Origin of the sequence: Kitasatospora cheerisanensis KCTC 2395 (assembly GCF_000696185.1) — a bacterium.
Taxonomy (GTDB): domain Bacteria; phylum Actinomycetota; class Actinomycetes; order Streptomycetales; family Streptomycetaceae; genus Kitasatospora; species Kitasatospora cheerisanensis.
This window is the reverse complement of sequence record NZ_KK853997.1, coordinates 5,108,818-5,133,174: the sequence shown is the minus strand read 5'-3', so window position 1 is coordinate 5,133,174 and position 24,357 is coordinate 5,108,818. Positions and strand designations below refer to the sequence as shown.

At 71.9% G+C, this 24,357-nt stretch carries 31 protein-coding genes; 15 read left to right on the top strand and 16 right to left on the bottom strand.

What is annotated here, in order from left to right; all coding sequences use genetic code 11:
* Window positions 1-115: 115 nt before the first annotated feature.
* The 5 genes from KCH_RS23470 (at window position 116) to KCH_RS23450 (ending at window position 4,166) form a co-directional block, all read left to right on the top strand.
* Entirely contained in the window at window positions 116-1,255 is a 1,140-nt protein-coding gene (locus tag KCH_RS23470) for a serine/threonine-protein kinase (RefSeq protein ID WP_084223889.1), read from the top strand.
* Window positions 1,243-1,833, top strand: coding sequence for a hypothetical protein (locus KCH_RS23465; RefSeq protein ID WP_167574107.1), 591 nt, complete (start codon window positions 1,243-1,245; stop codon window positions 1,831-1,833). The genes KCH_RS23470 and KCH_RS23465 overlap by 13 nt, the downstream gene beginning before the upstream one ends.
* 58 nt (window positions 1,834-1,891) lie before the next feature.
* Window positions 1,892-2,071 carry a DUF6104 family protein gene (locus tag KCH_RS23460; RefSeq protein WP_035866044.1) on the top strand — a complete coding sequence of 60 codons (180 nt, stop codon included), beginning with the start codon at window positions 1,892-1,894 and terminating at the stop codon, window positions 2,069-2,071.
* A gap of 210 nt (window positions 2,072-2,281) precedes the next feature.
* Entirely contained in the window at window positions 2,282-3,175 is an 894-nt protein-coding gene (locus KCH_RS23455; RefSeq protein ID WP_035866043.1) for a DUF4097 family beta strand repeat-containing protein, read from the top strand.
* Between the two features lies 1 nt (window position 3,176).
* Window positions 3,177-4,166 carry a PadR family transcriptional regulator gene (locus KCH_RS23450; RefSeq protein ID WP_035866040.1) on the top strand — a complete coding sequence of 330 codons (990 nt, stop codon included), beginning with the start codon at window positions 3,177-3,179 and terminating at the stop codon, window positions 4,164-4,166.
* Window positions 4,167-4,226: 60 nt separating this feature from the next.
* On the opposite strand, the gene KCH_RS23445 is transcribed toward KCH_RS23450, so the two are convergent.
* Together KCH_RS23445 and KCH_RS23440 are read right to left on the bottom strand one after the other, a co-directional pair.
* Window positions 4,227-5,189 carry a zinc-binding dehydrogenase gene (locus tag KCH_RS23445; RefSeq protein WP_035866038.1) on the bottom strand — a complete coding sequence of 321 codons (963 nt, stop codon included), beginning with the start codon at window positions 5,187-5,189 and terminating at the stop codon, window positions 4,227-4,229.
* Window positions 5,190-5,334: 145 nt separating this feature from the next.
* Window positions 5,335-6,528, bottom strand: coding sequence for an NAD(P)-dependent malic enzyme (locus KCH_RS23440; protein ID WP_035866035.1), 1,194 nt, complete (start codon window positions 6,526-6,528; stop codon window positions 5,335-5,337).
* A gap of 565 nt (window positions 6,529-7,093) precedes the next feature.
* Here KCH_RS23440 and KCH_RS23435 point away from each other — a divergent pair.
* From KCH_RS23435 to KCH_RS23415, 5 genes are all read left to right on the top strand, one after another.
* The gene (locus tag KCH_RS23435; RefSeq protein ID WP_035866033.1) at window positions 7,094-8,023 is read left to right on the top strand and encodes an ABC transporter substrate-binding protein; all 930 of its coding nucleotides are present in this window, start codon (window positions 7,094-7,096) and stop codon (window positions 8,021-8,023) included.
* A gap of 301 nt (window positions 8,024-8,324) precedes the next feature.
* A complete protein-coding gene (locus KCH_RS23430) occupies window positions 8,325-9,224 on the top strand; it encodes an ABC transporter substrate-binding protein (RefSeq protein ID WP_035866030.1) in 900 nt (299 codons plus the stop codon).
* 79 nt (window positions 9,225-9,303) lie between these two features.
* Window positions 9,304-10,200 (top strand): amino acid ABC transporter permease, encoded by an 897-nt coding sequence (locus tag KCH_RS23425; protein ID WP_035866027.1) that lies wholly within the window; start codon window positions 9,304-9,306, stop codon window positions 10,198-10,200.
* The gene (locus KCH_RS23420; protein WP_051653380.1) at window positions 10,197-10,985 is read left to right on the top strand and encodes an amino acid ABC transporter ATP-binding protein; all 789 of its coding nucleotides are present in this window, start codon (window positions 10,197-10,199) and stop codon (window positions 10,983-10,985) included. Before KCH_RS23425 ends, KCH_RS23420 begins: the two co-directional genes overlap by 4 nt.
* Before the next feature lie 155 nt (window positions 10,986-11,140).
* Window positions 11,141-11,731, top strand: coding sequence for a CGNR zinc finger domain-containing protein (locus KCH_RS23415; RefSeq protein WP_035866024.1), 591 nt, complete (start codon window positions 11,141-11,143; stop codon window positions 11,729-11,731).
* Window positions 11,732-11,738: 7 nt separating this feature from the next.
* Here the strand turns inward: KCH_RS23415 and sodX are convergent, their stop codons facing one another.
* Window positions 11,739-12,146 (bottom strand): nickel-type superoxide dismutase maturation protease, encoded by a 408-nt coding sequence (gene sodX / locus KCH_RS23410; protein WP_035866021.1) that lies wholly within the window; start codon window positions 12,144-12,146, stop codon window positions 11,739-11,741.
* A gap of 104 nt (window positions 12,147-12,250) precedes the next feature.
* On the opposite strand from sodX, the gene sodN reads away from it, so the two are divergent.
* Window positions 12,251-12,646: a superoxide dismutase, Ni gene (gene sodN / locus KCH_RS23405; RefSeq protein ID WP_035866018.1), complete on the top strand. Its 396-nt coding sequence runs from the start codon at window positions 12,251-12,253 to the stop codon at window positions 12,644-12,646.
* A 282-nt stretch (window positions 12,647-12,928) separates the two neighbouring features.
* On the opposite strand, the gene KCH_RS41615 is transcribed toward sodN, so the two are convergent.
* Window positions 12,929-13,147 (bottom strand): hypothetical protein, encoded by a 219-nt coding sequence (locus tag KCH_RS41615; protein WP_157032172.1) that lies wholly within the window; start codon window positions 13,145-13,147, stop codon window positions 12,929-12,931.
* Window positions 13,148-13,379: 232 nt separating this feature from the next.
* Between KCH_RS41615 and KCH_RS23400 the strand changes: the two genes are divergently transcribed.
* Window positions 13,380-14,294, top strand: coding sequence for a helix-turn-helix transcriptional regulator (locus KCH_RS23400; RefSeq protein ID WP_035866015.1), 915 nt, complete (start codon window positions 13,380-13,382; stop codon window positions 14,292-14,294).
* Between the two features lie 341 nt (window positions 14,295-14,635).
* Complete coding sequence (locus KCH_RS23395) at window positions 14,636-14,887, top strand: helix-turn-helix domain-containing protein (protein ID WP_051653379.1); 252 nt, start codon at window positions 14,636-14,638, stop codon at window positions 14,885-14,887.
* Window positions 14,888-15,100: 213 nt separating this feature from the next.
* On the opposite strand, the gene KCH_RS23390 is transcribed toward KCH_RS23395, so the two are convergent.
* Together KCH_RS23390 and KCH_RS23380 are read right to left on the bottom strand one after the other, a co-directional pair.
* Window positions 15,101-15,349 (bottom strand): hypothetical protein, encoded by a 249-nt coding sequence (locus KCH_RS23390; protein ID WP_035866012.1) that lies wholly within the window; start codon window positions 15,347-15,349, stop codon window positions 15,101-15,103.
* Between the two features lie 559 nt (window positions 15,350-15,908).
* A complete protein-coding gene (locus KCH_RS23380) occupies window positions 15,909-16,877 on the bottom strand; it encodes a helix-turn-helix domain-containing protein (RefSeq protein ID WP_035866005.1) in 969 nt (322 codons plus the stop codon).
* Between the two features lie 174 nt (window positions 16,878-17,051).
* Here KCH_RS23380 and KCH_RS23375 point away from each other — a divergent pair, with 174 nt between their 5' ends.
* Entirely contained in the window at window positions 17,052-17,285 is a 234-nt protein-coding gene (locus KCH_RS23375; RefSeq protein ID WP_035866001.1) for a hypothetical protein, read from the top strand.
* Between the two features lie 53 nt (window positions 17,286-17,338).
* Here KCH_RS23375 and KCH_RS44815 read toward each other — a convergent pair whose 3' ends face one another.
* Genes KCH_RS44815 through KCH_RS23350 form a run of 6 tightly spaced genes read right to left on the bottom strand, consistent with a single transcriptional unit; the run spans window position 17,339 to window position 19,720 of the window.
* Window positions 17,339-17,518, bottom strand: a complete 180-nt coding sequence (locus KCH_RS44815; RefSeq protein WP_244305411.1) for a hypothetical protein — start codon at window positions 17,516-17,518, stop codon at window positions 17,339-17,341.
* Window positions 17,518-17,715, bottom strand: a complete 198-nt coding sequence (locus KCH_RS44810) for a hypothetical protein (RefSeq protein WP_244305410.1) — start codon at window positions 17,713-17,715, stop codon at window positions 17,518-17,520. Before KCH_RS44810 ends, KCH_RS44815 begins: the two co-directional genes overlap by 1 nt.
* The gene (locus KCH_RS23365) at window positions 17,712-17,963 is read right to left on the bottom strand and encodes a hypothetical protein (RefSeq protein WP_035865997.1); all 252 of its coding nucleotides are present in this window, start codon (window positions 17,961-17,963) and stop codon (window positions 17,712-17,714) included. Before KCH_RS23365 ends, KCH_RS44810 begins: the two co-directional genes overlap by 4 nt.
* A 12-nt stretch (window positions 17,964-17,975) precedes the next feature.
* The gene (locus KCH_RS23360) at window positions 17,976-18,323 is read right to left on the bottom strand and encodes a hypothetical protein (protein WP_035865995.1); all 348 of its coding nucleotides are present in this window, start codon (window positions 18,321-18,323) and stop codon (window positions 17,976-17,978) included.
* Window position 18,324: 1 nt separating this feature from the next.
* A complete protein-coding gene (locus KCH_RS23355) occupies window positions 18,325-18,918 on the bottom strand; it encodes a CHAP domain-containing protein (RefSeq protein WP_051653378.1) in 594 nt (197 codons plus the stop codon).
* A gap of 10 nt (window positions 18,919-18,928) precedes the next feature.
* Window positions 18,929-19,720 carry an SGNH/GDSL hydrolase family protein gene (locus KCH_RS23350; protein WP_051653377.1) on the bottom strand — a complete coding sequence of 264 codons (792 nt, stop codon included), beginning with the start codon at window positions 19,718-19,720 and terminating at the stop codon, window positions 18,929-18,931.
* Between the two features lie 173 nt (window positions 19,721-19,893).
* Between KCH_RS23350 and KCH_RS41610 the strand changes: the two genes are divergently transcribed.
* Complete coding sequence (locus KCH_RS41610) at window positions 19,894-20,361, top strand: hypothetical protein (protein WP_035865992.1); 468 nt, start codon at window positions 19,894-19,896, stop codon at window positions 20,359-20,361.
* Here the strand turns inward: KCH_RS41610 and KCH_RS23340 are convergent, their stop codons facing one another.
* The 4 genes from KCH_RS23340 to KCH_RS23325 are packed head-to-tail and all read right to left on the bottom strand — an operon-like array spanning window position 20,362 to window position 24,355.
* Window positions 20,362-21,096, bottom strand: coding sequence for a hypothetical protein (locus KCH_RS23340; RefSeq protein ID WP_035865990.1), 735 nt, complete (start codon window positions 21,094-21,096; stop codon window positions 20,362-20,364). It lies immediately after the preceding gene.
* Entirely contained in the window at window positions 21,096-22,196 is a 1,101-nt protein-coding gene (locus tag KCH_RS23335; protein ID WP_035865987.1) for a hypothetical protein, read from the bottom strand. The genes KCH_RS23340 and KCH_RS23335 overlap by 1 nt, the downstream gene beginning before the upstream one ends.
* 1 nt (window position 22,197) lies before the next feature.
* Window positions 22,198-23,421: a hypothetical protein gene (locus KCH_RS37730; RefSeq protein ID WP_051653376.1), complete on the bottom strand. Its 1,224-nt coding sequence runs from the start codon at window positions 23,419-23,421 to the stop codon at window positions 22,198-22,200.
* Window positions 23,422-23,434: 13 nt separating this feature from the next.
* Window positions 23,435-24,355: a phage tail family protein gene (locus KCH_RS23325; RefSeq protein WP_035865984.1), complete on the bottom strand. Its 921-nt coding sequence runs from the start codon at window positions 24,353-24,355 to the stop codon at window positions 23,435-23,437.
* Window positions 24,356-24,357 lie beyond the last annotated feature (2 nt).

Below are 24,357 nucleotides of genomic sequence, written 5' to 3'. Positions count from 1 at the left end.
GCAAGGGAACTGACGGATCGATAGGTTGTCCCTCGCCGGTTTCCGCCGCCGGGCCGCGGCGCCTCCCGCGGGCGCGGCCGGGCCGGGTTCGCTCGTTCCGAGGGGGATTCGCCGCATGCCAGCCGACAGTCCGCAGCACTCCGTCCCGCTTCCTCCGGTGTTCCAGCCGCTGCTCCCGGACGATCCGCGCGAGGTCGGCGGCTACCGGCTGTTCGCCCGGCTGGGGTCGGGCGGGATGGGCCGGGTGTACCTGTCGTACACGCCGGGCGGGCGGCCGGTGGCGGTGAAGGTGGTCCGCCCGGAGTTCGCCGAGGACGGCGAGTTCCGGCGCCGTTTCGCGCAGGAGGTGAGCAGCGCGCAGCGGATCCACGGGCTGTACACCGCGCAGGTGATCGACTCGGGCGGCCTGGACTCCGGTGCGCCGTGGCTGGTCACCTCGTACGTGCCCGGGCCGTCGCTGCAGCAGGTGGTGCGCGAGCACGGGGCGCTGCCGGTGCGGACGGTGCTGCTGCTGGTCGGCGGGATCGCGGAGGCGCTGCAGGCGATCCACAGCGTGGCGGTGGTGCACCGGGACCTGAAGCCGGCGAACGTGCTGGTGGCGGCGGACGGGCCGCGGGTGATCGACTTCGGGATCGCCCGGGCGGCCGACGCCACGGCGCTGACCGGCACCGGCTACCGGATCGGCTCGCCCGCGTTCATGTCGCCGGAGCAGGCGCAGGGCGGCCCGATCACCCCGGCCACCGACGTGTTCGCGCTGGGCTCGCTGACGGCGTACGTGGCGGGCGGCGCCCCGCCGTTCGGGGACGGGCCGGAGAGCGCGGTGCTGTACCGGGTGGTGCACGAGGAGCCGGACCTGGGCAGCGTTCCGGCGCCGCTGCGCGAGCTGGTGGCGCGCTGCCTGGCGAAGGCCCCGCAGGACCGGCCGACGCCGCCGGAGCTGATCCGGGCGGCCCGCGAACACCCGGTGGTGGGCGGGCAGTTGAGGTTCGGCGAGGACTGGCTGCCGGGCCAGGTGAACACCGAGATCACCCGCCGCGCGGACCTGCCCCGGACCCCGCCGACGCCGCTGCCGGCACCGGCCGCCGCGCCCGTGCCGACCGTGGTGCCGGTGCCCACCATGCCGTCCGCTCCCCCGGTGGTCCCGGCCCACGCGCCCGAGCCCGCGCCCGCGCCGACGCAGGCTCCGGCCCCGCCCGCACCGGGCCGCCGCGCGGCGGGGTGTCCTGGCGGACCCTGCTGGTGGTGGTCCTGGTGACCCTGCTGGCGGGCACGGCCGGCGGGCTGGCGCTGATGCGGAGCCTCCAGCAGGACACCGGTGGCACCTCCCAGCAGGCCGGCCCGGCCGCCTCCGGCACCCGCAGCGGTGACCGGCCCTCGTCCTCGCCGCCGTCCGACCCCCGCCCGTCGAGTCCGCGGCCGAGCGCCCCCGCCTCGCCGCAGGAGTCCGCGTCGGCCGGCGGCTACCTCGCGGTGTACGAGAACCGGGAGCTCGCCTCGCCCAGCGCCGACTACGGCTTCGACCTGCCGAACGGCCGGGTCGCGCCGAGCGGCACTTCGGCGACCTTCGCGGACCCGACCGCGGACGGGCTGCGGGTGGACACCGACTTCGACATGTACGTCGGCCGGTCGGACCCGCTCACGGCGCAGCAGTGCTCGGACGGCGTCGACCGCAGCCCGGCCGCCCACCTGGCCTGGGCGGACCTGCCGGCCGGGCGGGTGTTCTGCGTCCGCAACCGGAAGGACCGGAGCATCGGGGTGGTGCGGATCGTCAGCCACGACACGGGCTCCGACGCCGTCCGGCTGTCGATCGGCTACTACCGGTACGAGGGCTGATCGGGGCGCACTATCCTGGGCGGCGGCGTACCAGAACCACCACCGGAGCGAGAACACCGTGTACTTCACCGACCGCGGCATCGAGGAGTTGGAGAGCCGGCGAGGCGAGGAGGAGGTCACTTTCGAGTGGCTGGCCGAACGCCTGCGGGAGTTCGTGGACCTGAACCCGGACTTCGAGGTGCCGGTGGAGCGGCTGGCCACCTGGCTGGCCCGGCTGGACGATGAGGACGAGGACTGACGCAGCGTCACCAGTGCGGCCCGGCAGGCGATTTCGCCTGCCGGGCCGTCGGCGTTCCGGGGGTCGGCCTCGGGGTGCTCTCGGGGTCGGATGGGGATGCGGTCCGGGTGCGGATCGGGGCCGGGCCGCCTTGACTTCCGCCCGACGCGATATATCGTAAATATCAACGACAACGCGATACATCGCGTATGGGAGGACGGGGAGCCGGACATGTTCGAGCGGACGGTAGACAGCAGCGAGACCATCACCTTCGACGAGACCGTGCACATCCTGCACGTGCGGGTCGTCGACGGCACCGTGAACGTGGTCCCCACCGAGGGACCGGCACGCCTCGAAGTGGCCGCCCTGGAGGGCGAGCCGCTCCAGGTCACCCTGGTCGACGGGGTGCTCACCGTCACCTACAAGGACCTCAGCTGGTCCGAGTTCGGCGAGGCCGCGAAGTCCGTGCACAGCGTCAAGTCCTACTTCTCGGGCCTGCGCCGCAAGCGCCGCGTCGAGGTCACGGTGGCCGTGCCGGCAGCCGCCTCGGTCAAGGTCGGCACGGTCTCCGCGCACGCCACCGTCTCCGGCATCGCCGGCGAGGTCGGGGTGCACGGCGCCAGCGGCGGCACCACGCTCGCCGGCCTGACCGGCGCGGTCTCCGCCAACACCGTCTCCGGCGACGTGGACGCCGAGGGCCTGTCCGGCGAGCTGAAGGTCAACACGGTCTCCGGCGCGGTCACCCTGGTGGCCGGCAGCGCCACCCGGATCCGCGCCCACTCGGTGTCCGGCGCGGTCACCCTCGACCTGGACGCCGCCACCCCCACCGACATCGGCGTCACCACCGTCGCCGGCCCGGTCGGCGTCCGGCTGCCCTCGTTCGCCGACGCCAAGGTCGAGGCGGGCACCACCAGCGGAACCCTCTCCAGCGCCTTCGACGAGCTCACCGTCGGCGGCGGCTGGGGCTCCAAGAAGCTCTCCGGCCAGCTCGGCGCCGGCCAGGGCCGCCTCCAGGTGACCACCGTCACCGGCGCGGTCACCGTGCAGCGCCGTCCCGACGCCGAGGAGGACCGGCCGGCCAAGGAGCTGCCCGCCGGCCCGCTCGACCTGACCAAGGAGGCCTGAGATGACCCCGGTGTTCGGCCACGGCCGGCTCCGCCTGTACCTGCTGAAGCTGCTCGACGAGAGCCCTCGGCACGGGTACGAGGTGATCCGCCTGCTGGAGGAGCGGTTCCACGGCCTGTACGCGCCCTCCGCGGGCACCGTCTACCCCCGGCTCGCCAAGCTGGAGGCCGAGGGACTGGTCAGCCACACCACCGAGGGCGGCCGCAAGGTCTACCGGCTGACCGACACCGGGCGCACCGAACTCGCCTCCCGCCAGGACGAACTGACGTCCCTGGAGGCGGAGATCCACGACTCGGTCGGCCAGCTGGCCGGCGCCATCCGGCAGGACGTCCGGGACAGCGCCAAGGACCTGCGCGCCGAACTCTGGCAGCAGGCCAAGGACACCCCGGCCGCCGCCGGCGACCCGTTCGCCGCGCCCTGGCAGAGCAAGGAGTCCTGGCAGCGCGCCAAGGACGAGTTCGCCCGGCTCAAGGCCGAGGCCAAGGAGCAGGCCCGGCGCGCCAAGGAGCAGGAGAAGGCGGCCCGGCAGCAGGCCAAGGCCGCCGAGGCGGAGACCAAGCGGCTGCGCGAGCAGTCCAGGGCCGCCCGCACCGCCGCCCAGCAGGAGGCCCTGCGGCTCAAGCGCCGGATCGAGGAGCAGGTCCGCGAGCACACCTCGCACGGCGACTGGTCCACCGGCCTCGCCGAGGGCCTGGCCGAACTCACCCGCGGCCTCGGCTCGCTGGCCGACGCCGCCCGCTGGGGCTCCCCCGGCACGCCCGCCGAGGAGCCCGTCCGGATCGACCTCGACAAGGACGACGCCCCCGCCGACCTGCCGGACTGGGCCCGCACCGACCCGGCCGGCGACCCGGCCCGCGAACTGGAGCGCCTGCTCGACCGGTTCCGCGACCACGTCCGCGACACCGCCCGCGACAGCGGCGTGGACGCCGCCGGACTGGCCCGCGCCCAGCAGGCGCTGGCCGCCGCGGCCCGTGCCCTGCACCGGCGCTGACGGCGCGGCAGCAGACCCGAGGAGCCTCCTGACCGGACGGGGTCGGGGGCTCCTCGTCGTTCACGGCGTCAGCACCAGCTTGCCGAACACCTGGCCGCGCTCCAGCTGCTCGAACGCCGACCGGGCCTCGGCCAGCGGGCGCACCGAGTCGATCACCGGGCGGACCCCGGAGTTCGCGCACAGCGCCAGCAGGCCGGCCAGCTCCTCCTTGGAGCCCATGGTCGAGCCGACCACCTTCAGCTCCAGGAAGAAGATCCGGTTCAGCTCGGCGGCCTTCGGGCTCGGCCCGCTGGTCGCCCCCGAGATCACGATGGTGCCGCCCGGCCGCAGCGACTTCACCGAGTGCGACCAGGTCGCCGCGCCCACCGTCTCCATCACCGCGTCCACCCGCTCGGGCAGCCGGGCCCCGCTCTCGAACGCGGCGTCCGCGCCGAGCTCCACCGCGCGGGCCCGCTTGGCCTCGTCCCGGCCGGTCACCCAGACCCGCAGCCCGGCGGCCTTCGCCAGCACCACCAGCGCGGTCGACACCCCGCCGCCGGCGCCCTGCACCAGCACGGTGTCGCCCGGCTTCACGCCCGCGTTGGTGAACAGCATCCGGTACGCGGTCAGCCAGGCGGTCGGCAAGCAGGCCGCCTCCTCGAAGCTCAGTTCCTTCGGCTTCGGCAGCAGGTTCCAGGTGGGCACCGCGACGCGCTGGGCGAACGTCCCCCGGTAGCGCTCGGTGAGGATCGACCGCGGCTCGTCCGGGCCCACCCCGTGGCCGCTCTGCCCGATCACCGAGTGGATCACCACCTCGTTGCCGTGCTCGTCCACCCCGGACGCGTCGCACCCGAGGATCATCGGCAGCCGCTCCGCCGGCAGGCCCACCCCCCGCAGCGACCACAGGTCGTGGTGGTTCAGCGTGGCGGCCTTCACCGTCACCACGCTCCAGCCCGGCCGCACCTCGGGCTCGGGCAACTCGCCCAGCTCCAGCGCGCTCAACGGGTCGTCAGGACTGATACGGGCGGCATAGGCAGCAAACATGCCCGGACCATAGCCCCGCTCCCACCCGGCTGTTAACCACGACTCACTGTGACGGGCCGCACAGCGGGGAGCGCACCACCGGACGGCGCGAGGAACTGCGCGGAGCGGAGGTGCTCCCTCCGCGCAGTTCCTCGCGGCCCTCGGCTCAGACGCGCGCGAGGCCCTCCGCCTTCGCGGCCTCCGCGACCGCGCGGGTGACCGCCGGGGCGACGCGCTCGTCGAACGGGGACGGGATGACCTTCTGCGGGGTCAGCTCCTCGGCGACGACGCCCGCCAGGGCCTTCGCCGCGGCGAGCTTCATGCCCTCGGAGATCCGGCTGGCCCGGACCGACAGCGCGCCGGCGAAGATGCCCGGGAAGGCCAGCACGTTGTTGATCTGGTTCGGGAAGTCGGAGCGCCCGGTGGCGACCACGGCGGCGTGGCGGTGCGCGACCTCGGGGTGGATCTCCGGGGTCGGGTTGGCCATCGCGAAGATGAAGCAGCCGGGCGCCATGGTGGCGACGGCCTCCTCGGGGACGGTGCCGCCGGAGACGCCGATGAAGACGTCCGCGCCGTTCAGCGCGTCGGCGAGGCTGCCCTTGAGGCCGGTGCGGTTGGTGAGCGCCGCGATCTCCGCCTTGACGTCGGTGAGGTCGCCGCGGCCCTCGTACACCACGCCGCGGCGGTCGCAGACGGCGACGTCGCCGATGCCGGCGGCGAGCAGCATCTTGGCGATCGCGATGCCGGCCGCGCCGGCGCCGGAGATGACGGCCCGCAGGTCGCCGATCCGGCGGTCCGTCACCTTGGCGGCGTTCCACAGGGCGGCGGTGGTGACGATCGCGGTGCCGTGCTGGTCGTCGTGGAAGACCGGGATGTCGAGCCGCTCCTGGAGCTGCTTCTCGATCTCGAAACAGCGCGGGGCCGAGATGTCCTCCAGGTTGACGCCGCCGAAGGACGGGGCCAGCCGGACCACGGTCTCGACGATCTCGTCGACCCCGGTGCAGGCCAGCGCGATCGGCACCGCGTCGACGCCGCCGAACTGCTTGAACAGGATGGCCTTGCCCTCCATGACGGGCAGTGAGGCCTCGGGGCCGATGTCGCCGAGGCCGAGCACCGCGGTGCCGTCGGTGACGACGGCGACGGTGTTGGCCTTCCAGGTGTAGTCGTTGACCAGCGCGGGCTGTTCGGCGATGGCGGTGCAGACCCGGGCGACGCCGGGGGTGTAGGCGAGGGACAGGTCGTCCGCGTCGCGCACGGGAACGGTGGCCCGGACTTCCATCTTGCCGCCGCGGTGCAGCGCGAAGACGGCGTCGACCGGATCGTCCGTGCTCTGGGTGTCGGTGATGATCTCCGCTGCCACAATGACCTCTTCGTCATATCAGCGAAGGCGCGCTTCCGACGGACTTCGACCCGCTCCGCGCGCCGGTGCGCGAAGGCGGGCACGCCGTCGGTGGCGTACCCGTGGCCGGGTCGGGGCGCTGCCGTCGGGCGGGCGCCCTCGGGTGAGGGTTTTCGGTGTTCTGCGCTGTTCGTCGGGACACCGGCATCGCACCGTGCGCCGGGTCCGTCTTGTTCCGCGTGGCCCCCGAAGCGAGGGGTCCGCAGGCACTCGCAGGAGTGAACGCAGACACGGAGGGGAGCTGGTGCTTCGGATACGGAGCCGGTGACGGCTTCCGTTCGTTCGCACCCCGGCCCTGTGGCGAACCGGCGGTCTGAGTTCTGCGTCGGGGGTCACCCGTTAGCAGATTCTGACACACCCGCGACCTGAGACCTCAGGGCGGGATGGCAGTATCCGGAGTTCCACCACCGTTGTCCGGACGTTCCCGCGCCTTTCGGGTCGTGTCCGGGCAGCCACCACGCCCGGTCGCACACTCCCGCGCACCGTGTCGGGGACCCGCACCACCTCTCCCACAGGAGGACCCGTCATGTCGTTGGCCACCCACCCCTCCGGTTCCGGCGCCCGGCTCCGACTCACCGTCGCCGCGGCGGCGGGTTCACTGCTGCTGGCCGCGTGCGGCAGTTCGGCCTCGTCGGGCGGTTCGGTGGCCTCCGACCTGCACGACCAGCTGCCCGAGCAGGTCCGCTCCTCGGGGGTGCTGCGGATCGGCACCGACCTGAGCTACGCCCCGATCGGCTTCAAGAACGCCCAGGGCAAGCCGGACGGCCTGGACGTGGACCTGGCGAACGCGCTGGCCGGCGCGCTCGGGGTGCGGGTGCAGTTCGCCGAGGTGCCGTTCGACCGGCTGTTCCTGGGCCTGCAGGCGCGCGAGTTCGACGTGGTGATGTCGGGGATGACCGACAACCTGCAGCGCCGGGACGGCACCGACGACCAGGCCCGGAAGATGAACTCCGGCGTGGACTTCGTGGACTACTTCATCACCGGCACCTCGATCGTGGTGGCGAAGGGCAACCCGCAGAAGGTCTCCTCGCTGGACGACCTGTGCGGGCGGACGGTGGCGCTCCAGCGCGGCACCGTGCAGGCCTCGCTGGCGGAGCGTCAGGCCGGGCTGTGCGAGAAGTCCCGGAAGAAGCTGACCATCCAGGCGACCGAGACCGACGACCAGGCGCTGGCCCTGGTGGCGCAGGGCAGGGCGGCCGCCGACCTGAGCGACACGCCGGCGGCGGCGTACGCGGCGCAGCAGGGCCGGGGCGGGGCGCAGTTCCAGGTGGCCGGCGAGCAGATGCAGGCGGGGCCGTACGGGATCGCGCTGTCCAAGGAGGACACCGTGCTGCGGGACGTCCTGGCGAAGGCGCTCGACCGGGTGATCCGCAGCGGCGACTACGACAAGATCCTGGCGAAGTGGGGCCTGTCGGCGGGTGCGGCGCAGAACGCGGTGGTGAACGGCGGCTTCTAGCCGGCGGCGACACGGAGGGGGGTCGGGCCGTGAACGGCCCGGGCCCCGTCACGTCGAGTGTGCATACTTATGCACCATGTGACATGGTCAGGCAAATAGTCCGAATAGCGGACACATGGTGGTCCTGTTATCCGATTTTGATCTGATCCGCGGTCCGATTGGCCGCGCTCGGTGGCAGGATTCCCACACATCGGATCCACCTGTCACCTCGGCGGAGGGTGGCGAGCACCGACCCCGCTGTAACCGCACCGCTCCCCCCGGCGGCGCAGACCCGTCCGACTCCCAGGAGGAGATCCCCCTCATGACCGCTCGTTCCTCGCGCACCCGGCTGATCGCCGCGGCCGCCGTCCTGTCGACCGGCTCCCTGCTCCTCACCGCGTGCGGAAGCTCCGACAGCGGCTCCTCCAAGGGCGCCGGCGCCTCGGCGCCGCTGTACGGCAAGCTTCCGGCCGAGATCCAGAAGGCCGGCGTCATCAAGGTGGGCTCCGAGGTGGCCTACGCCCCCGTGGAGTTCAAGCAGGGCGAGAAGATCGTCGGCATCGACCCCGACCTGGCGGACGCGCTCGGCAAGCAGCTGGGCGTCAAGTTCCAGATCCAGGACGCCGGGTTCGACACCCTGATCACCTCGCTCGGCACCAAGCGGATCGACCTGATCATGTCCGCGATGACCGACACCAAGGAGCGCCAGGGCAAGGGCGTCGAGTTCGTCGACTACTTCCGGGCCGGTACCTCGATCCTGACCCAGAAGGGCAACCCGAAGGGCATCCACTCGCTCGAGGACCTGTGCGGCCAGACGGTCGCCCTGCAGAAGGCGACCGTCAACGAGGACACCGCGAAGGCCCAGTCCGACAAGTGCACCGCGGCGGGCAAGGGCGCGATCACCATCCAGGGGTACGAGCACGACGGCGAGGCCCTGCTCAAGCTGAAGTCCGGCGCCGCGGTCGCCGACCTCAACGACTACCCGGTGGCCGCGTACAACGCGCAGACCTCCGGCGGCGGCAAGGACTTCGAGGTGGTGGGCGAGCAGATCGACCCGGGCCTCTACGGGATCGGCGTGTCCAAGGAGAACGCCCAGCTCCGCGACGCCATAAAGGCCGGCGTGGAAGCCCTGATCGCCAACGGCGAGTACGCCAAGATCCTCGACAAGTACAACGTGAAGCTCGGTGCGGTCAGCTCCGTGACCGTCAACGGCGGTTCCTGATCCGCACCCGGGTGGGCACACGACGGTGTCCACCCGGCGGGCCCCTGCAAACCGCCGTCCGCCCGAGAGGCTCCTTCCCATGACATCCGTCAAAACCGATGCCGACGAGATCCCTGCCAAGCACGCGATCAAGGCCATCCCGGTGCGTCACTACGGCCGGTGGGTCTCGGCAGTCGCCGTGCTCGTCCTCCTGGCCGCACTGATCGCCGCATTCGCCGGGGCCAACATCCAGTGGCCCATCACCGGTGACAACCTCTTCACCTCGGCATCGATCTCGGGGGCCTGGCACACCCTGCTGATCAGTGTCTGCGCGATGGCCCTCGGCCTGCTCCTCGGCGTGCTCGCCGCCGTGATGCGGCTCTCGCAGAACCCGGTCACCTCGTCGGTGGCCTGGGGCTACATCTGGCTGTTCCGCGGCACCCCGGTCCTGGTCCAGCTGCTGATCTGGTGGAACCTCGCGCTGATCTTCCCCACCATGTTCGGCGTCTCGACCAACACCCTGATCACGCCCTTCGTCGCCGCGCTGCTCGGCCTCGGCATCAACGAGGGCGCGTACATGGCGGAGATCGTCCGGGCGGGAATCCAGTCCGTGGACGAGGGACAGGCCGAGGCGGCGCACGCGCTGGGCCTCTCCCGGGCCAAGACCATGCGGCGCATCATCCTCCCGCAGGCCATGCGCGTCATCGTCCCGCCCACCGGCAACGAGTTCATCAACATGCTGAAGACCTCGTCGCTCGCCTACGTGGTGACCTACGGCGAGCTGATGACCAAGGCCAAGGACGTCTACACGAACAACCTGGCGGTCATGGAGCTGCTCTTCGTCGCCTGCTTCTGGTACCTGGTGCTCACCACGATCTTCAGCATCGGCCAGTACTACCTGGAGCGGTACTACGCGAAGGGCGCCACCCGCACCCTGCCGCCGACCCCGCTGCAGAAGATCAAGACGAACCTGTTCTCCCTTGGGCGTGCGCGATGACCGATTTCCAGAAGCCCGCTTCCGGCCAGGTCCTGGTCAAGGCCGAAGGCGTCCGCAAGTCCTACGGCCAGCTCGAAGTCCTCAAGGGCATCGACCTGGAGGTCCGCACCGGTGAGGTGTTCTGCCTCGTCGGCCCGTCCGGCTCCGGCAAGTCGACCTTCCTCCGGTGCATCAACCACCTGGAGAAGATCAACGCCGGCCGGCTGTCGGTCGACGGCAACCTGGTCGGGTACCGCGAGAAGGGCGGCCGGCTCTACGAGCTGAAGGACAGCGAGGTCGCGCTCCAGCGCCGCGACATCGGCATGGTCTTCCAGCGCTTCAACCTCTTCCCGCACATGACGGCGCTGGAGAACATCATCGAGGCGCCCGTCCAGGTCAAGGGGACGGCGCGGGCGGCGGCGAAGGAGCGGGCCCGCGAGCTGCTGGCCCGGGTCGGCCTGGCCGACAAGGCCGACAGCTACCCCGCGCAGCTCTCCGGCGGCCAGCAGCAGCGTGTCGCCATCGCCCGCGCGCTGGCGATGGAGCCCAAGCTGATGCTCTTCGACGAGCCGACCTCCGCGCTCGACCCGGAGCTGGTGGGCGACGTGCTGGACGTCATGCGGCAGCTCGCGCAGGACGGCATGACCATGATCGTGGTCACCCACGAGATGGCGTTCGCCCGCGAGGTCGGCGACGCCCTGGTCTTCATGGACGGCGGCGTGGTCGTCGAGTCCGGCCACCCGCGCGACGTGCTGACGAACCCGCAGCACGACCGCACGAAGGCCTTCCTGTCCAGGGTGCTCTGAGCCCCCGCGAGGTCCCGCCCCGGGATTCCGGGGCGGGACCTCGTCACGTCCGGGACGGGTTCCACCGCCCCGGCCGGTCGCGCGGGCCGGGTTCCACCGGGACGTAATACCCTGAAGGCAGCACGCCCGTTACACCTGCCCCGGAAGGATCTCCCGTGGATCTCGCCTCGTACGCCGACTTCGCCGTCCGGCTGGTCAACAGCGAGGAGCCGGACCGCGGCACCGACAGCCTCGGCTCGGTGGACGCCGTCCGGGCGCTGTTCGGCGCGCCCTCCCGGGCCTCCGCGCTCGCCGACGAGTCCGACCTGCCGCGGCTGCGCGCCGTCCGGACCAGGTTGCGCGGCGTCTTCGAGGCCGCCGCCGAGGGCGAGGACGTGCGCGCCGTCGACCTGCTGAACAGCCTGATGGTGGAGTACCCCGTCAGCCCGCTGGTCTCCGGCCACGACGACCTGGACGCCACCGGCCGCCCCAACTGGCACCTGCACCTGGCCGACAACGCGCCCACCGCGGCCGCCAACTACGCCGCCGTCGCCTGCATGGGGCTGGCCATCCACCTGACCGAGCTGGGCGTCGACCGGCTCGGCATCTGCCAGGCCTCGCCGTGCCGCAACGCCTACCTGGACACCTCCACCAACCGCTCCCGCCGCTACTGCTCGGACCGCTGCGCCACCCGCGCCAACGTGGCCGCCTACCGGGCCCGCAAGCGCCAGGAGGCCCAGCGGGCGCTGGCCGCCGCGCAGGCCTGAGCGCCCGTCAGAGGTCGAGCTCCGGCGGCCGGCTGACGCCCAGTCGCTCCGCCAGCCGCCCCGGGCGGCCGCGCAGCGCCCGCTCCAGCCGGCGCCCGGGGGCCAGCCAGGCGGGCCGGGGCGCGAGCCGCAGCAGCACCCGGCCGAGCACCAACTCGTCCGGGACCGCGCCGTATTCGCGGCTGTCGGTGCGCACCAGCGGGTTGTCGGAGAGCATCCACCAGCCGCCGGGCCGGCGCCCGACCGCCCGCTTCACCACCAGCAGGTCCTGCTGCAGCGGGTGCCGGAACAGCGCGACGGCGCCCGGCCGCAGCGGGGCCCCGTAGCGCACCAGCACCCGGTCGCCGTCGGACAGCAGTCGGCGCATCGACGGCCCGGCGATGTCGGCCACGCCGAGCGGTGTCCCAAATCGCACGATTCTGACTCCTTCTTTTGCCCTAGGCCCCCGGGGCGACGGCGAATTCGGGCCGTCGTGAGGGTAATGTCGGGCGCGGGAAGACGATCTAAGGAAGGACCCCCATGTTCTCTCGTCTGTTTGCTCCGCGAGTCACCGCCCACGCGCACTGCGACCTGCCGTGCGGCGTGTACGACCCGGCCCAGGCCCGGATCGAGGCCGAGTCCGTGAAGGCCACTCAGGAGAAGTACCAGGCCAACGAGGACGCCGAGTTCCGCGCGCGCGCCATCGTCATCAAGGAGGAGCGCGCCGAGCTGGTCAAGCACCACCTCTCGGTGCTGCACACCGACTACTTCAAGGCTCCGCACTTCGAGGCCTACCCGGGCCTGCACGACCTGTTCAACCGCGCCGGCAAGGCCGCCTCGGCCGCCAAGGCGTCGACCGACCCGGCGACCGGCCAGGCCCTGCTGGACCTGATCGCCGAGATCGACAGCATCTTCTGGGAGACCAAGAAGGCCTGACGTTGATCAGGCTCGTTCCCCGTTCATGCACGTAGACGGCGGGGCGAGCCGGGAACGCGGATGCATCCTGATGCACCGTGATGCAGGGTGAGACACAAGATCATCGCCCAGCCATCGCCCAAACGATCATGAAATGAAGTATCCCCCACCCGATCCGGGTGGGGGATACTTCAGCGTCGGGGGTGCGGGGAGGGTGGCACCAAGGCGTACCCCCGACACATTCTCGGCCGCCGCGATTCGCCTTCGGCGACTCACATGCGGCAGCGGGAGGATGGAGTACGGTCATCCACCCCAGGAGGAGTCGTTGGCCGCGGCGATCGGCGTCTCGATGGGCGACGGCGAGGGCGACGGCGAGGCCGGCACGATGCCTCCCCACGAGGAGTCGGCGACGCTGAGCGGATCGGCACCGGAGTTGAGGGACAGGACGAGCCCTCCAGCGAGGAGCGCGGCGCCGGTCAGGATGGCAGCAGCGGTGCGGCGGCGCGCCAGGTGTGGTGTCATGGCGGACCCCCTTTCGGTGTTGCGAGGAAGGGCGCTGGGGGGATTCCCTCGCGCACCAACAGTCTCGTGTGACGATAGTTTCAACTTCAAGCGATCCGGGCCCCCCAGGGCTAAACTTCCCAAAGTGGAAACCGCCTGAGGGGGCATAATGGACACATCGGACAGCGGGTACGGCTTAAACTTTCCCAATGTGGAAACGCGAGAGGCTTATCGGGCCCTCGCCGCAGGCGAGGTGACGTGCATTCAGCCCGGCCCCGCCCTCGACAGCCTCATCGCCCTCCGTCTCGCGGCACCTGATCCCCTGCGTCCCGGGCACTACACCGCGCTGGACGCGACCGCCGCGGCGCTCCAGATGCAGTTGCACCTCCAGAACCTCGGCGGTCGCTACCTCGCCCAGGCCGCCGCAGTCGTCGGCGAGATGGGCGACCTGATCGGCGCCTACCAACTCGCACGGCCAGCCGCCGGCGCCGGGGCGATCGAGTACATCACCGGGCTGGACGTCATCCAGGACCGCCTGACACCCCTTCTGGAAGGTTGCCGGGAGAGCCTGTTCACCGCGCAGCCGAACGGCGCGAGGCCGGCCGCACAGCTCGCGCTCAGCTACCAACGGGACCTGGCTGTGCTCCAGCGCGGCGTGCAGATGCGCACCGTGTACCACTGCAGCGTGCGCCAGCACGAGCCCACCGCACGGTGGGCTGCCACGGTCTCCGTGCACGGCGCCGAGGTCCGCACCGTGACGAGCCGCGGCTACCCGCGGACCGTCATCATCGACAGTCGGGTGGCCATCACCACCGTGCTGACCCCGTGGGAGGGAGACGGGCCGGAGCCCGACCGCGCCCTCCTCATCACCGACGAGGGCGTCGTGCGGGCGCTCAGCTCGGTGTTCGGCCTGCTGTGGGACGCGGCCCAGCCCTGGGACGGCACCCTGCTGGTCGAGGTGACCCCCACCCAGAAGGCAATCCTCGCGGGCCTGGCAGCCGGCCACGGGGCGGAGCAGATCGGCCGGGTCCTGGGCGTCACTCGGCGCACCGTGACGAACCACCTGGAGCCGATCCGGCAGGCCCTGAACATCGAGTCGATCCCGCAGCTGACGTACTGGTGGGGCCGCAACGAGGACAACTATCAGCACGTCACCGCCGCCGGATGACGATAGCCCGGGTGATGCCATCGGGCGCGGTGGTGACGTCCAACCGGTACTCGCCCTCCGCGTCCAGGTAGTCCTGAACGCGGACGGCATCCTCCAGGAACCAGCCGTAGGCGTCCCGCTGAGCAGGGTCCAGCGGCAGGGTGGCGAGCAGGGCAGTCAGGGCGCTGACTGCCTCGGCCAGGGTGTCGAACTCGGCGGTGCCGGGGATGCCGTCCGCGGCGAGGGTGTAGTTCAGTGCGGGCTCCGGTTGTTGGTCCCCCCGGGGCTGCGTCGGCCTGGGATTCTATCGAACGCTCGATCGAAGGAACTTACCCAGGACAGGGGAAGACAAATGATCTTCCGTGGGCGACCGTCGGGTGGTGGATACTGGCGAGCGCACCTGGCTCATCGAGCAGCGGCGGATCGTCGGCCAGCGCATCAGAGCCCTGCGAACCAACCAGGGCCTGAGCCAGATGGAACTCGGCCAACTGGCGGGCATGTCCCACAAGACGATCAGCCGCATGGAACTCGGCGTCCAGGCCTGCACGATCGATCAGCTCAACCAGGTGGCACGAGGGTTGGGCGTGGGGACGTGGCGCCTGTTCTACGGCTGAGCCGAAGCAGCGCCGTGGGCTAGCGGCGGGAACGGGGAGAGCGCCGGCGGGCTCCTGTTGCCTGCCGCCTGCTGGGGCAGTTCACGTGGTCCCGGATGCGGTCGGAGTGGCTGTTGATCGGACCGTCGTAGGTGCCGAGGCCGTAGCCGCGGCAGGACGGGCAGTAGCCAAACGCGTGTGCGTCTTCCCCGTCGGCGGCGTGGGTGATGGTGCTCACCGGGACTCCTCCGGGGCAAACGAGTCGATGATGCGCCGGAGCACGCCAGGGTTCACCAGGCGGCCGGTGCCGTCCGGTGGGGCCAGCCACTGGATGTCGGGTCGGCCGCCCGTGGCCCCGTCGGGGTCGTTCATCGCGAGGTAGTCGCCCTCGTCGAGGAGGGTGGCGAGAGGGTTGCTGAAGCGCGGCCAGCTGCCCGGCGGGACGAGGGCGTAGAGGCGGGGGTGCGGGTGGCCCAGTTGCATGACCGGGCCGTCCGGGAGGTTCTGGGTGACCCAGGCGGCGGGGGCCCATCGAGGCGGACGGCATCGAACCGCCGGCCGAGCGCGATGAGGGCAGCGGCACCGGAGTCCCACCACCGGTAGATGCGGTCCGGGTCGGCGTCGGCGTGGGCGAGCCAGTCTCTGGCGGCGCTGGGGCTGATCGTGGGCATGAAGCGATCCCCTTACTTGCACTATCCGTAAGGGGATCGTTCCAATTTGTTGCGCCCTGATCCGCACATCTTGTGCGGAGTGAATTCCCGTCAGCGACTTGACAGGTCGTCAGACCCCCGCCCACCGGGCGAACGACGTGAGCTCGGTGCTCGGCGTGCGGTGCTGTCGGACCAGCGCGGCGGCGGTTGCTCGGGCAGTCGGGTGGAACCGAGTGTGCCCCGGTGCGGCGGACCGGGCGGCCTGGAGCGACACGAACGAGCCCGTTCGATCACCCTCGACCAGCCGGGCCGCGGCGACGTCGATGTGGTGGTGCGACACCCTTTCGGCGGCAAGGCTGGCCGGCGGCTGCCACTCGTCGACCCCCTGGGCGTCACCCCCACTCGTGCAACCGGGCGAGGGCCTGTTCCGTGTCGCCCTGGTCGATCAGTGCGGCGATCTCGTGGATCCGGACGTTCGCTGGCCCGAACGACAGTTCGTAGTGGGTGGTGTCCTGGCCGCGCATCAGCTGTGCGACGGCACGGGCCTCGGCGAGGTAGCTGGTCGAGCGGTCGGCCTGCCCGTCCCGGGCCTCCAGCACCGCCAACTTGAGGTAGAGGGCACCGATCACCGCGTTGTGCGCGTCCGTCGGGCACTCCTCCGGGGCGAGCCGCAGCACCTCGTCGACCAGACCGAGGAGCAGCCGGCGGGCGGCGCTGTGGCTGCCCATCCGGAGCATCGCGCCGGCCTTGAGATAGGCAGCGACGACCTGCATCAGCGGGTCGTACGAGCGGGAGGCGGCCCACCGGACGCGCTCGATCGCAGTCAGGCTGAGGTCGTGGTAGCCCAACTTGTGCGCCATGCTGTTCGCCGCCCGGTACCCGCGGGCGAGCCAGCCGAAGGCCTGCGCCTGCTCACGGCCGGCGCTTCCGAGCGCGACGTGCGTCATCTCCGTCAGCAGCGGAGCGAGGAGCGGCCCCATCTGCACGTACGCGCCGTCCTGCCGCATCCGGGCGATCTCCCGCATCTCGTCTGCCAGCACCGGCAGCGGCCGCGGGCGGACGGACAGGTCGTCAGGGGAGTCGTAGCAGAGCATGATGCGGCGCAACTCAGGGATGACGAGCTGCACCTGGTCCTCGGACTCGGCACCGTTCATGAACGGCTGGCCGGTGAGGCGGTCGACGCCGACACCGAGGGCCTTGGCGAGGCGGATGAGGGTGCCGGGCGGGGGGTTGCGGTCGTCGCGCTCGTATTTTTCGAGGGCGGAGACGCTGATGTGGGCTGCGGTGGCGAGGGCGGAGACGGTCATGTGGCGCATCCTGCGGAGTTCGCGGAGGCGTTGGCCGGTGGTCGTGTCGCTCACGGTGCTGGCTCCTGTGCTGGGGGCTGGTGGCCAGGGTACGACGGGGAGTTGTCGGCCGACAGGTACTCCTGATGAACGCCGGATCGCGGCCGGGCGCGGGGGAAGTCACCCTGCCGGGTGACGGGCGGGTGGTCGGGGCGGTGGCGGCGGCCGGGCTGGGCCTACGGTGCCGCCATGCTCACCCTCGCAGCACTTGCAGCCCGCGCTCGGACCGTTCTCGGCTCGGGGCCAGACCTGATCCGCGTCATCGAGGCGGACACGATCCGCTCTGCTGCTCGGCTCGCGCGCGCCGAGCAGCGGCCGGCGGGGCTGAGCCGGGTGGAGGCGGCGGCGTGGCGGATGGCGCGGGATCAGATCGTGGCGGCGCTGGAGGCGGAGTCCGTGCGGCGGGCCGCGTCCGGGTGCTGACACGACGGAACCGCCCCGCCGGCCGAAGCCGAGCGGGGCGGTGTGCTGCTGGGTCAGGCGGGTGTTAACCGGCCCTCCTGGTCGCCGCTGTCCGGCGGCCGGACCGCGGTTTCGATCCGGTTGACGGCGTCGCGCAGGCTGCTGCCGGAGTTGGGGTGCAGCTCGTGCTCCACCCTGCTCATCCGCTCGTCGTACACCACCACGCAGTGCTCGATCGTCTCCAGGCGCTGCATCACCCCCGCCGGGCCGGCACACCAGCGCGGGCGGGCTGGCCCGCCCAGTCGTCCCAGAACTCCTCCGCGCGCGCCATGAACTGGCGCAGCGGCCGGAGCGCGCGCCACACGCCAGCGACTGCGCCGCCGATCGCGGCAAGGGCCACGCACCACACCACCGCCCCATCCACGCTGGCGATGCCCGTGCTGTCGGTCACTCGCGCACCGCCTGGCGCAGCGCGGCCTCGTCCGGGTCGGCGGAGAGCCGCAGCCAGGACGGCAGCATCCGGTTTACGGCGGGGAGCGCCATCACCCGGGTGATGCCGGCGGCGACCGTCAGCGCGCCGGCCACCCACGGCAGCGTCGCGGGGATCTGGGCGGCGTCCACGATCAGCGGCAGCAGGGCGGCGATGGTGACGGCCGTCTGGACGGTGGTGCGGATGGTGCGGCGGGTCGAGTCCTGCATGGCGATCTCCTGTCAGGCCTTGAGGGTGGTTTCGAGCAGGTAGCCGATCGGGCAGGTCCCGGTGTCGCCCGCGCCGGTCTTGACGCGACCCACGGAGACCTTGGAGTCGCCGTCCTGGATCGCCACGTTCACCCGCGGGCCGGCGGACTTCAGGTCAATGCTGGAAACCCGCCACGTCCGCGACGCGTCGTTCCACACTGCGACCCGGAGGCGGGCGTCCGCGAAGTCGCAGCCGAAGGACAGGTAGACCCCATCCCAGCCGACCGCGCCGCCGTGCTGCGGCGGCAGCGGGACGAGCGTGCCGTTCTCGGGATGGCCGTCTAGGAAGCCGGGTTCGATCCGGCCGATCACGAGCGCCATGTCAGCGCACCTCCTCATCGAGGCGGCGCCGGTCGGTCCGGGCCGCGGGGTTGTTGGGTGCCGGCGCGGCCGGCGGGGAGACTGCTGCGGTGCGGGTGCCGCCGAGGGCCGGGTCGGCGCTGATGGTGCCCTCCGGCCAGTCCGGGACGCCGTAGCCGTACGGGGATCCGGGGCCACGGCGGGGCCGGGTCCGCCTGTAGACGCCGTCGCCGTTCGCGCTGCCACCCGGATTGCTGTTGCCCTCCACCGTGTAGATGGTGTCGGCGTCGTATGCGTAGACGACGCCGGTGTGGGTGCCGCCGCCCGGGCCGAGGTAGAACGGGCCGCCGAGGACCGGGTAGCTGGACCAGCGGTCGCGCTGCAGCCACCAGTCCACGGCCTCCAAGCACGACGCGGTCATCGGCCACAGCCGGTCCATTCCGAGCTGGTGCGCAGCCCACGCCTCGAACGTGGCGCACCACGCCTGGCCGTCCGACCACTCCAGGCCGGGCGTCTCCCGGCTGTACCGCTGGACGTTGTTCCAGGTGCCGTCCGGGTCGCGGCCCTCGTGCTGGCCGACCTGGCTCAGCAGCAGCGCGACGAACTCGTCTCTCATCGGAGCCTCCTCAGCTCGGGCACAGGTCGCTGTCCCGCACGGGCACGGGCAGCGGGTCGACACCGGCGCGGGTGACGCCGTCGGGGGTCAGCAGCGGGGCCATACACCGCCACCAGGTCCAGGCCATGTACCGGTAGCCGGTGTCGTTGGGGTGGAGGCCGTCGCCGAGGAGCGCCGAGCTGACGGCGGCGCTCATCCGTGCCAGCGTCACCCGCGGGCCGGCCGCCGCCACGACGGACGGCAGTACCGCGTTGAAGCGCTGCACGGTCGCCGACGCGATGTCCTGCTGGGTGCCGTACCAGGGCGGGATGATGTCCCCCACAATGACGCGGACGGTGGGCGAGGCCGCGAGGATTCGGCTCAGCAGGTCAGCCATGCGCGCCTGCATGACCGCCGTCGTGGCGTACTGCCGGGCGTCGTTGACGCCGGCGTGCACCAGCACAACATCCGGTTGGTAGGTCGCCATCCAGGTGCTGATCTGTGCGGACAGGTCCGCGATCGTCCACCCCGGGTGCCCCTCGTGATGGGGGTTGGACTGCTGGCCGGACGTCTGGGAGCCGACCCACGTCGCGGTGTAGATCTGCTGCACGTCGACCATGTAGCGGGCCAGCTCCAGGCGGTACCCGTCCCCCGTCGTGCTGCCGGCGCCCCAGGTGATGGAGTCGCCGAGCGGCATGACCCGCAGGTGCGCGGTCGTGTCGAGCGGCGGAAGCGTCGAGGGTGACGCTGCGGATCCGGTGGAGCCGGTGAGGGGCAGCGCCACGGCCAGCAGCAGCGTGGCCAGCGCCGCTCTGCCGAGCACGCGAGGCCGTAACCGGCGTCGCAGCGTCTCCCCGGCGCGCGTCAGCGGGTTGGGCAAGGGGGCCTCCAAGGCAGTGGGTAGGCGAACTTGTCGCCAGTTCGGTTCGGATGTGAGAGCGGTGTGGCGGTCGGCGCTACCGTGGTGGGCACCAACAGCCAAGGGGGGCAACGGACATGAAGATCAACCGGCAGGCGGCGGCGATCGCGGCCAGCGTGGTGGCGATGCTCGGCATCGGCGGCGGCGCGTGGGCACTCGGCACGGGCGGGGACGGCCAGCAGCAGGTGCAGCAGGTGGTGCAGCCAGCAGACGCCGCGGACACCACCAGCCCGAGCCCCAGCGCGAGCCCGAGCAGCAGCCCGTCGCCGTCCGCGTCCGCGAGCGACCCGGCGCCGCCGAGCACCACCCCGCCGGCCACCACCGAGCCGACAGCCACACCGACCCCGACGACCACGAAGAAGGCCTCCGTGACCCCGACTCCGAGCAGCGAGCCGACCACCAGCCAGCCCGTCAGCACCGACCCGCCCGGCGCCACCGCCGGCCAGAACAACGGCGGCAGCGGCACGGCGGACAACGGCCCGTACCCGACCCGCGGCCCGGCGGACCCGAACGCACCGACCACGGACCCCTACGGCCAGCACTGATCAGGACTGCACGCCGAACGTCGACAGGCCGCGAACCCCGATCACGCCGGTGCCGCTGGTGACGCGGGCCTGCCAGTGCAGGTAGGTGGACGAGTAGAGCGCGCCGGCCAGCGGGCCGGTGGCGCTGCTGTACGTCCACGCGCCAGCCGCCACGGTGATCGGCCCGGCGATGACCACGTTGTTGTCATCGACGAGCTGGATTTCGCCGGCCACTCCGGCGTCCGCTTTCACCAGGTAGTGGGCGGTGACGCGCGGGTGCTGCTTGACCCACGGCAGGTTCTGGAGGGTCACGAACGTGGCCGAGTTCGTCGTGAACGCGGGGGCCTCGACCGCTCCGAACCACGCGTCGGTGCTGATGTAGGGCCGGGCGAGGCCGGCCCCGGCCACCCGGTCGTCCGCGAGAATCGTGTTCCCGGCGCGGTCCCAGATCGCGAGCGGCTGGGGTGAGGCTCCGGCCCCGTCCCAGACCGCGAGCGCCGCGCTGCCGTCCTCGCGCCTGAGAACCATGCCGTACTGCGGCGACCCGTCGGGGTGGGCGGGCCCGATCGCGCCGACGTACAGCACCGTCTGGCCGCCCGGCGTGATCACGGACAGCGTGCCGCCCTGGTCGATCGTCACCCCGCCGCCGGAGATGTGGTTGAGGGCCGGCCGGGTGTTGACCCGGCCCTGGAGCTCTCGGATCTGGGCCTGCATGGTGCGCAGGACGGTGCCGATATCCTCGGGCACGTTCGGCATCAGGCAGCCTCCAGGTAGAGCTGGGTCATGTCGGGGCGGCCGCGTTCGGCCGGCGTGCACCGCAGGCCGACGACGCGGTACCGGGCGTTGTGGCCGGTCGGGTACCAGGCGTCCCGGATGCTGACGCGGATGTAGCTGCCCAGCTCGGGCTGGGGGATCGAGCCGGTCAGCACGCTGATCTGAGGGATCGCCACGGGCCGCGCGAAGCGTGCCAGGTCGGCCTGGGCGTGCGCGTTGAGGGTGGCGGGGTCGGTCACCGTGGAGTAGTCGCTGGAGCCGTCGAGCAGCGGCCAGCCGGCGGTGATGGCGGCGGTGTCGGTGAGGGTGGTCGACAGCAGCGGCGTCGTGGCGGCGGCCTGGTTGGAGTTGCTGTTCGATCCGCGGGACTGCCAGCAGGTGGCCATCGCGGTGGCGTCTCGGGGGATCGAGTGCGCGGTGATCAGGCCGGGCTTCTTCAGCGGCAGGTCGGTGGTGCCGATGCTGATCCTCGGGTACCCGAGGCGGAGCACCCGGTGCCGGGCGCCGGCCGCGTCCTGGTAGCGGTTGATCCGCCACTCGAAGCCGTTGTCGACGGCGGCCAGGTCGTCCAGCAGGCGGCCGACGTACGGCTGGTCGAAGCGGCTGTAGGCGCGGTCGCGAAGGACGCCGGAGGTCTGCGAGGTGTCCATCTCGATTCCGAGGTCGCCGCCGGTGCGGGTGGCCGCGTAGCCGATCAGGGCTCGGGCGATCGCCAACTGGTCAGTGCTGGTGTACGTCAGGTCGGCGTCGCGCAGCTGCAGGTGGTCACGGTAGTAGGACTCGAGGGTCGCGCCCTGGATCGGGCAGGTGTAGTTGTCCCGCTCGTCGGCGGTCGGCGTCGCGGTCCACACGATGCCCGACCAGACGATCGTGCCGCCGCGAACGAGGTCCACGAGGGTGCGGCCCTCCTGGAGGATGTCCTGGATCCGCGCAGCCATCTGGGCGTTCGGCGCCGGGAGCGTTCCGGACAGCGAGCCGGACTTGCCGATGTAGTCGTCGAAGGTGACGCCGCCGATCGGGAGGTACCCGAGGAGCCGGTCGGTGCGCAGGTCGTGCACCCGCAGCGAGTACGGCGACGTCATCTCAGCCGACCCGCTCGACCGTGAGGAACGAGCCCGCCTTGAGGGTGGAGGGGGTGGCATCGGCGGTGCCCTGCGCGATCATCATCCTGAACGTCCCGGCACCGCCCGCGACGAGCAGGCCGTTGATGAGGGCGGTCATGGTGGTGCCGGTGCCGATGGTGCCGAGGATCTGGGACTGGGCGAGGGTGGACCGGTCGGTGATGACGCTGCCGACGGTCGCCGAGCCCGACGAGGGCTGCATCGTCGGCGTCCAGTCGAACGTCGAGCTCGCAGGGGCGATCCAGCCGATTTTGAGGTCGCCGATGGTGGAGCCGGCGCCGCCGACGAGACCGCGGACCACGTACACGCCGCCCGACACCACGGGGAAGGTGAACCCGGTGGCGTCCACCAGGCTGGTGCTGTTGGTGACGGACTGCTCGGCGCCCACCGCGACCCGGGCGAACTGCCGCTGGCCGATCCCGGAGACGTTCAGGTTGCCGTCGACGGTCAGGCTGTCGGGCGTGCGCATGGAGTTGGGGGCGTCGCGGTACCACTCGGTGTCGCCGCCGATGACGATCCGGCCGGCGGAGTTGAGCACCAGGCGGTCGAGCCACGAGGAGCCGTCCCAGCGCTGCAGCCCGCCGTTGTCCCGGTACTGCCCGACGTACGCGCCGCTGCCGTTGGCGCCGACGCCGATGCCGCCGACCGACACGGTGTAGGTCCGGCGGTCGGTCAGCAGACCGAGGCCGGTCCAGTTCGGCGGGCTGCCGGCGCTGGCCCCCGCGGGGACGCTGATGTCCCACAGCCGCAGGTAGGCGGTGCCTGCGGCCGGAGCGGTCGCTGCGCTGCCGCTGCCGGGGGTGCCCTGGGTGTACTCGATCTTGGCGAGGGTGCTGCCGGAGGAGTCGACGAGGGTGTCCAGGGCGATCAGCCACAGGGTGTCGATCCGGGTGAGGCTGGCGTGGCCGGGGGCGATGGTGCCCCCGTCGCCGGCGGTGACGACGATCGGGTACGCGCCCTGCGCGCTGGTGCCCTGGGCGATGCCGCGGCCGATTCCGATGGTCCAGTTCATGCCGGACATGGTCAGGTTGCACGGGTTGGGGCCGGGGATGAGTCCGCCGATGCTGGTCAGCGGGTCCGCTGCCGAGGGGGTCATGGTGCCGAGCGGGGACAGTCGGGTGTCCTGGCGGTTCTGGCCGGGGGTGGCGACGTCGCGGTTGAGGAGCCACGCGGAGCGTACGGTCATGTCGGGTGGCCTCCTACCAGTAGGCGTTGCGCCAGCGCACGGTGCAGCTGGCGTCGGTGGCGGCGGCGTCCGCCGAGCGGAACGAGACGGTGCTGGTGGTCTCGGCGGCCAGCACGAAGGAGCCCTCGGGGATGGAGCGGGCGGTGGCGGTGCCGAGCCGGTCCTGCCCGGCGAGGGTGACCGTCCCGGCCCAGGTGTCGATGATCAGGGTGTCGGTGGCGGCGAGGGTGATGCCGTACTCGAGGAGCAGGTCGGTGCCGGGGATCGAGATCCTCGGGGTGGTGACGGGGCCTCGGATTTCGATGACCGGGTGGGTGTCGGCGTCGCCGAGGTTGGCGGCGGTGATGTCGCCGGTGCTTCCCGGCGCGCCCCAGGACAGGCCGCTCGCGGCCTCGGGATTGCCCCAGGACAGGCCGCCGGTCGCCTCGGGGTTGCCCCAGGACAGGCCCGCCTCGCCCGATGGCAGAGACGTGGTGGCGGCCTGCTCCGCGACGTCGTACCGGCGCGGGTCGGAGCAGGTCCATTCGAGGCCGAGCTTCGGGTAGCCCCACGTGTACTGCTGGTCGGCGGGGATCTGGCGGGCCGTGATGCGGGCCATCATCAGGCGTCGCACACCGGCGAGTTGGACGACCAGAGGCTGCTCGTCCTGCCGGATGCCGGTGACGGCGCGCAGAGCCGCCAGGTACTGCGGCCAGTGCGCGTCGTCGTCCGGACTCTCGGGGATCAGCTGGGCGTCCCAGGTGAGCACGCGGGTGCGGGCGAGGAGCTGTCCGAGGTGGGCGCCGGGCTGCTGGGCTCGCGGCGTGCTGCCGTCGTCCAGAGCCGGGAGGTCGTCCCAGCCGGTCAGGACGCGGCCCGCGTACGGGGAGTGCTCCCCGAGGAGCAGGCCGCGCCACTCGATCTGGCCGTCGGTGGTGACGAGTTCACCGGCCATGG

Coding starts and splice junctions, on each gene's coding strand:
- KCH_RS23470 (WP_084223889.1), top strand. CDS start 116: ATGCCAGCCGACAGTCCGCAGCACTCCGTCCCGCTTCCTCCGGTGTTC.
- KCH_RS23455 (WP_035866043.1), top strand. CDS start 2,282: ATGTTCGAGCGGACGGTAGACAGCAGCGAGACCATCACCTTCGACGAG.
- KCH_RS23450 (WP_035866040.1), top strand. CDS start 3,177: ATGACCCCGGTGTTCGGCCACGGCCGGCTCCGCCTGTACCTGCTGAAG.
- KCH_RS23445 (WP_035866038.1), bottom strand. CDS start 5,189: ATGTTTGCTGCCTATGCCGCCCGTATCAGTCCTGACGACCCGTTGAGC.
- KCH_RS23435 (WP_035866033.1), top strand. CDS start 7,094: ATGTCGTTGGCCACCCACCCCTCCGGTTCCGGCGCCCGGCTCCGACTC.
- KCH_RS23430 (WP_035866030.1), top strand. CDS start 8,325: ATGACCGCTCGTTCCTCGCGCACCCGGCTGATCGCCGCGGCCGCCGTC.
- KCH_RS23425 (WP_035866027.1), top strand. CDS start 9,304: ATGACATCCGTCAAAACCGATGCCGACGAGATCCCTGCCAAGCACGCG.
- KCH_RS23420 (WP_051653380.1), top strand. CDS start 10,197: ATGACCGATTTCCAGAAGCCCGCTTCCGGCCAGGTCCTGGTCAAGGCC.
- sodN (WP_035866018.1), top strand. CDS start 12,251: ATGTTCTCTCGTCTGTTTGCTCCGCGAGTCACCGCCCACGCGCACTGC.
- KCH_RS41615 (WP_157032172.1), bottom strand. CDS start 13,147: ATGACACCACACCTGGCGCGCCGCCGCACCGCTGCTGCCATCCTGACC.
- KCH_RS23390 (WP_035866012.1), bottom strand. CDS start 15,349: ATGCAACTGGGCCACCCGCACCCCCGCCTCTACGCCCTCGTCCCGCCG.
- KCH_RS23375 (WP_035866001.1), top strand. CDS start 17,052: ATGCTCACCCTCGCAGCACTTGCAGCCCGCGCTCGGACCGTTCTCGGC.
- KCH_RS44815 (WP_244305411.1), bottom strand. CDS start 17,518: ATGCAGCGCCTGGAGACGATCGAGCACTGCGTGGTGGTGTACGACGAG.
- KCH_RS23365 (WP_035865997.1), bottom strand. CDS start 17,963: ATGCAGGACTCGACCCGCCGCACCATCCGCACCACCGTCCAGACGGCC.
- KCH_RS23360 (WP_035865995.1), bottom strand. CDS start 18,323: ATGGCGCTCGTGATCGGCCGGATCGAACCCGGCTTCCTAGACGGCCAT.
- KCH_RS23355 (WP_051653378.1), bottom strand. CDS start 18,918: ATGAGAGACGAGTTCGTCGCGCTGCTGCTGAGCCAGGTCGGCCAGCAC.
- KCH_RS41610 (WP_035865992.1), top strand. CDS start 19,894: ATGAAGATCAACCGGCAGGCGGCGGCGATCGCGGCCAGCGTGGTGGCG.
- KCH_RS23340 (WP_035865990.1), bottom strand. CDS start 21,096: ATGCCGAACGTGCCCGAGGATATCGGCACCGTCCTGCGCACCATGCAG.
- KCH_RS23335 (WP_035865987.1), bottom strand. CDS start 22,196: ATGACGTCGCCGTACTCGCTGCGGGTGCACGACCTGCGCACCGACCGG.
- KCH_RS37730 (WP_051653376.1), bottom strand. CDS start 23,421: ATGACCGTACGCTCCGCGTGGCTCCTCAACCGCGACGTCGCCACCCCC.
- KCH_RS23325 (WP_035865984.1), bottom strand. CDS start 24,355: ATGGCCGGTGAACTCGTCACCACCGACGGCCAGATCGAGTGGCGCGGC.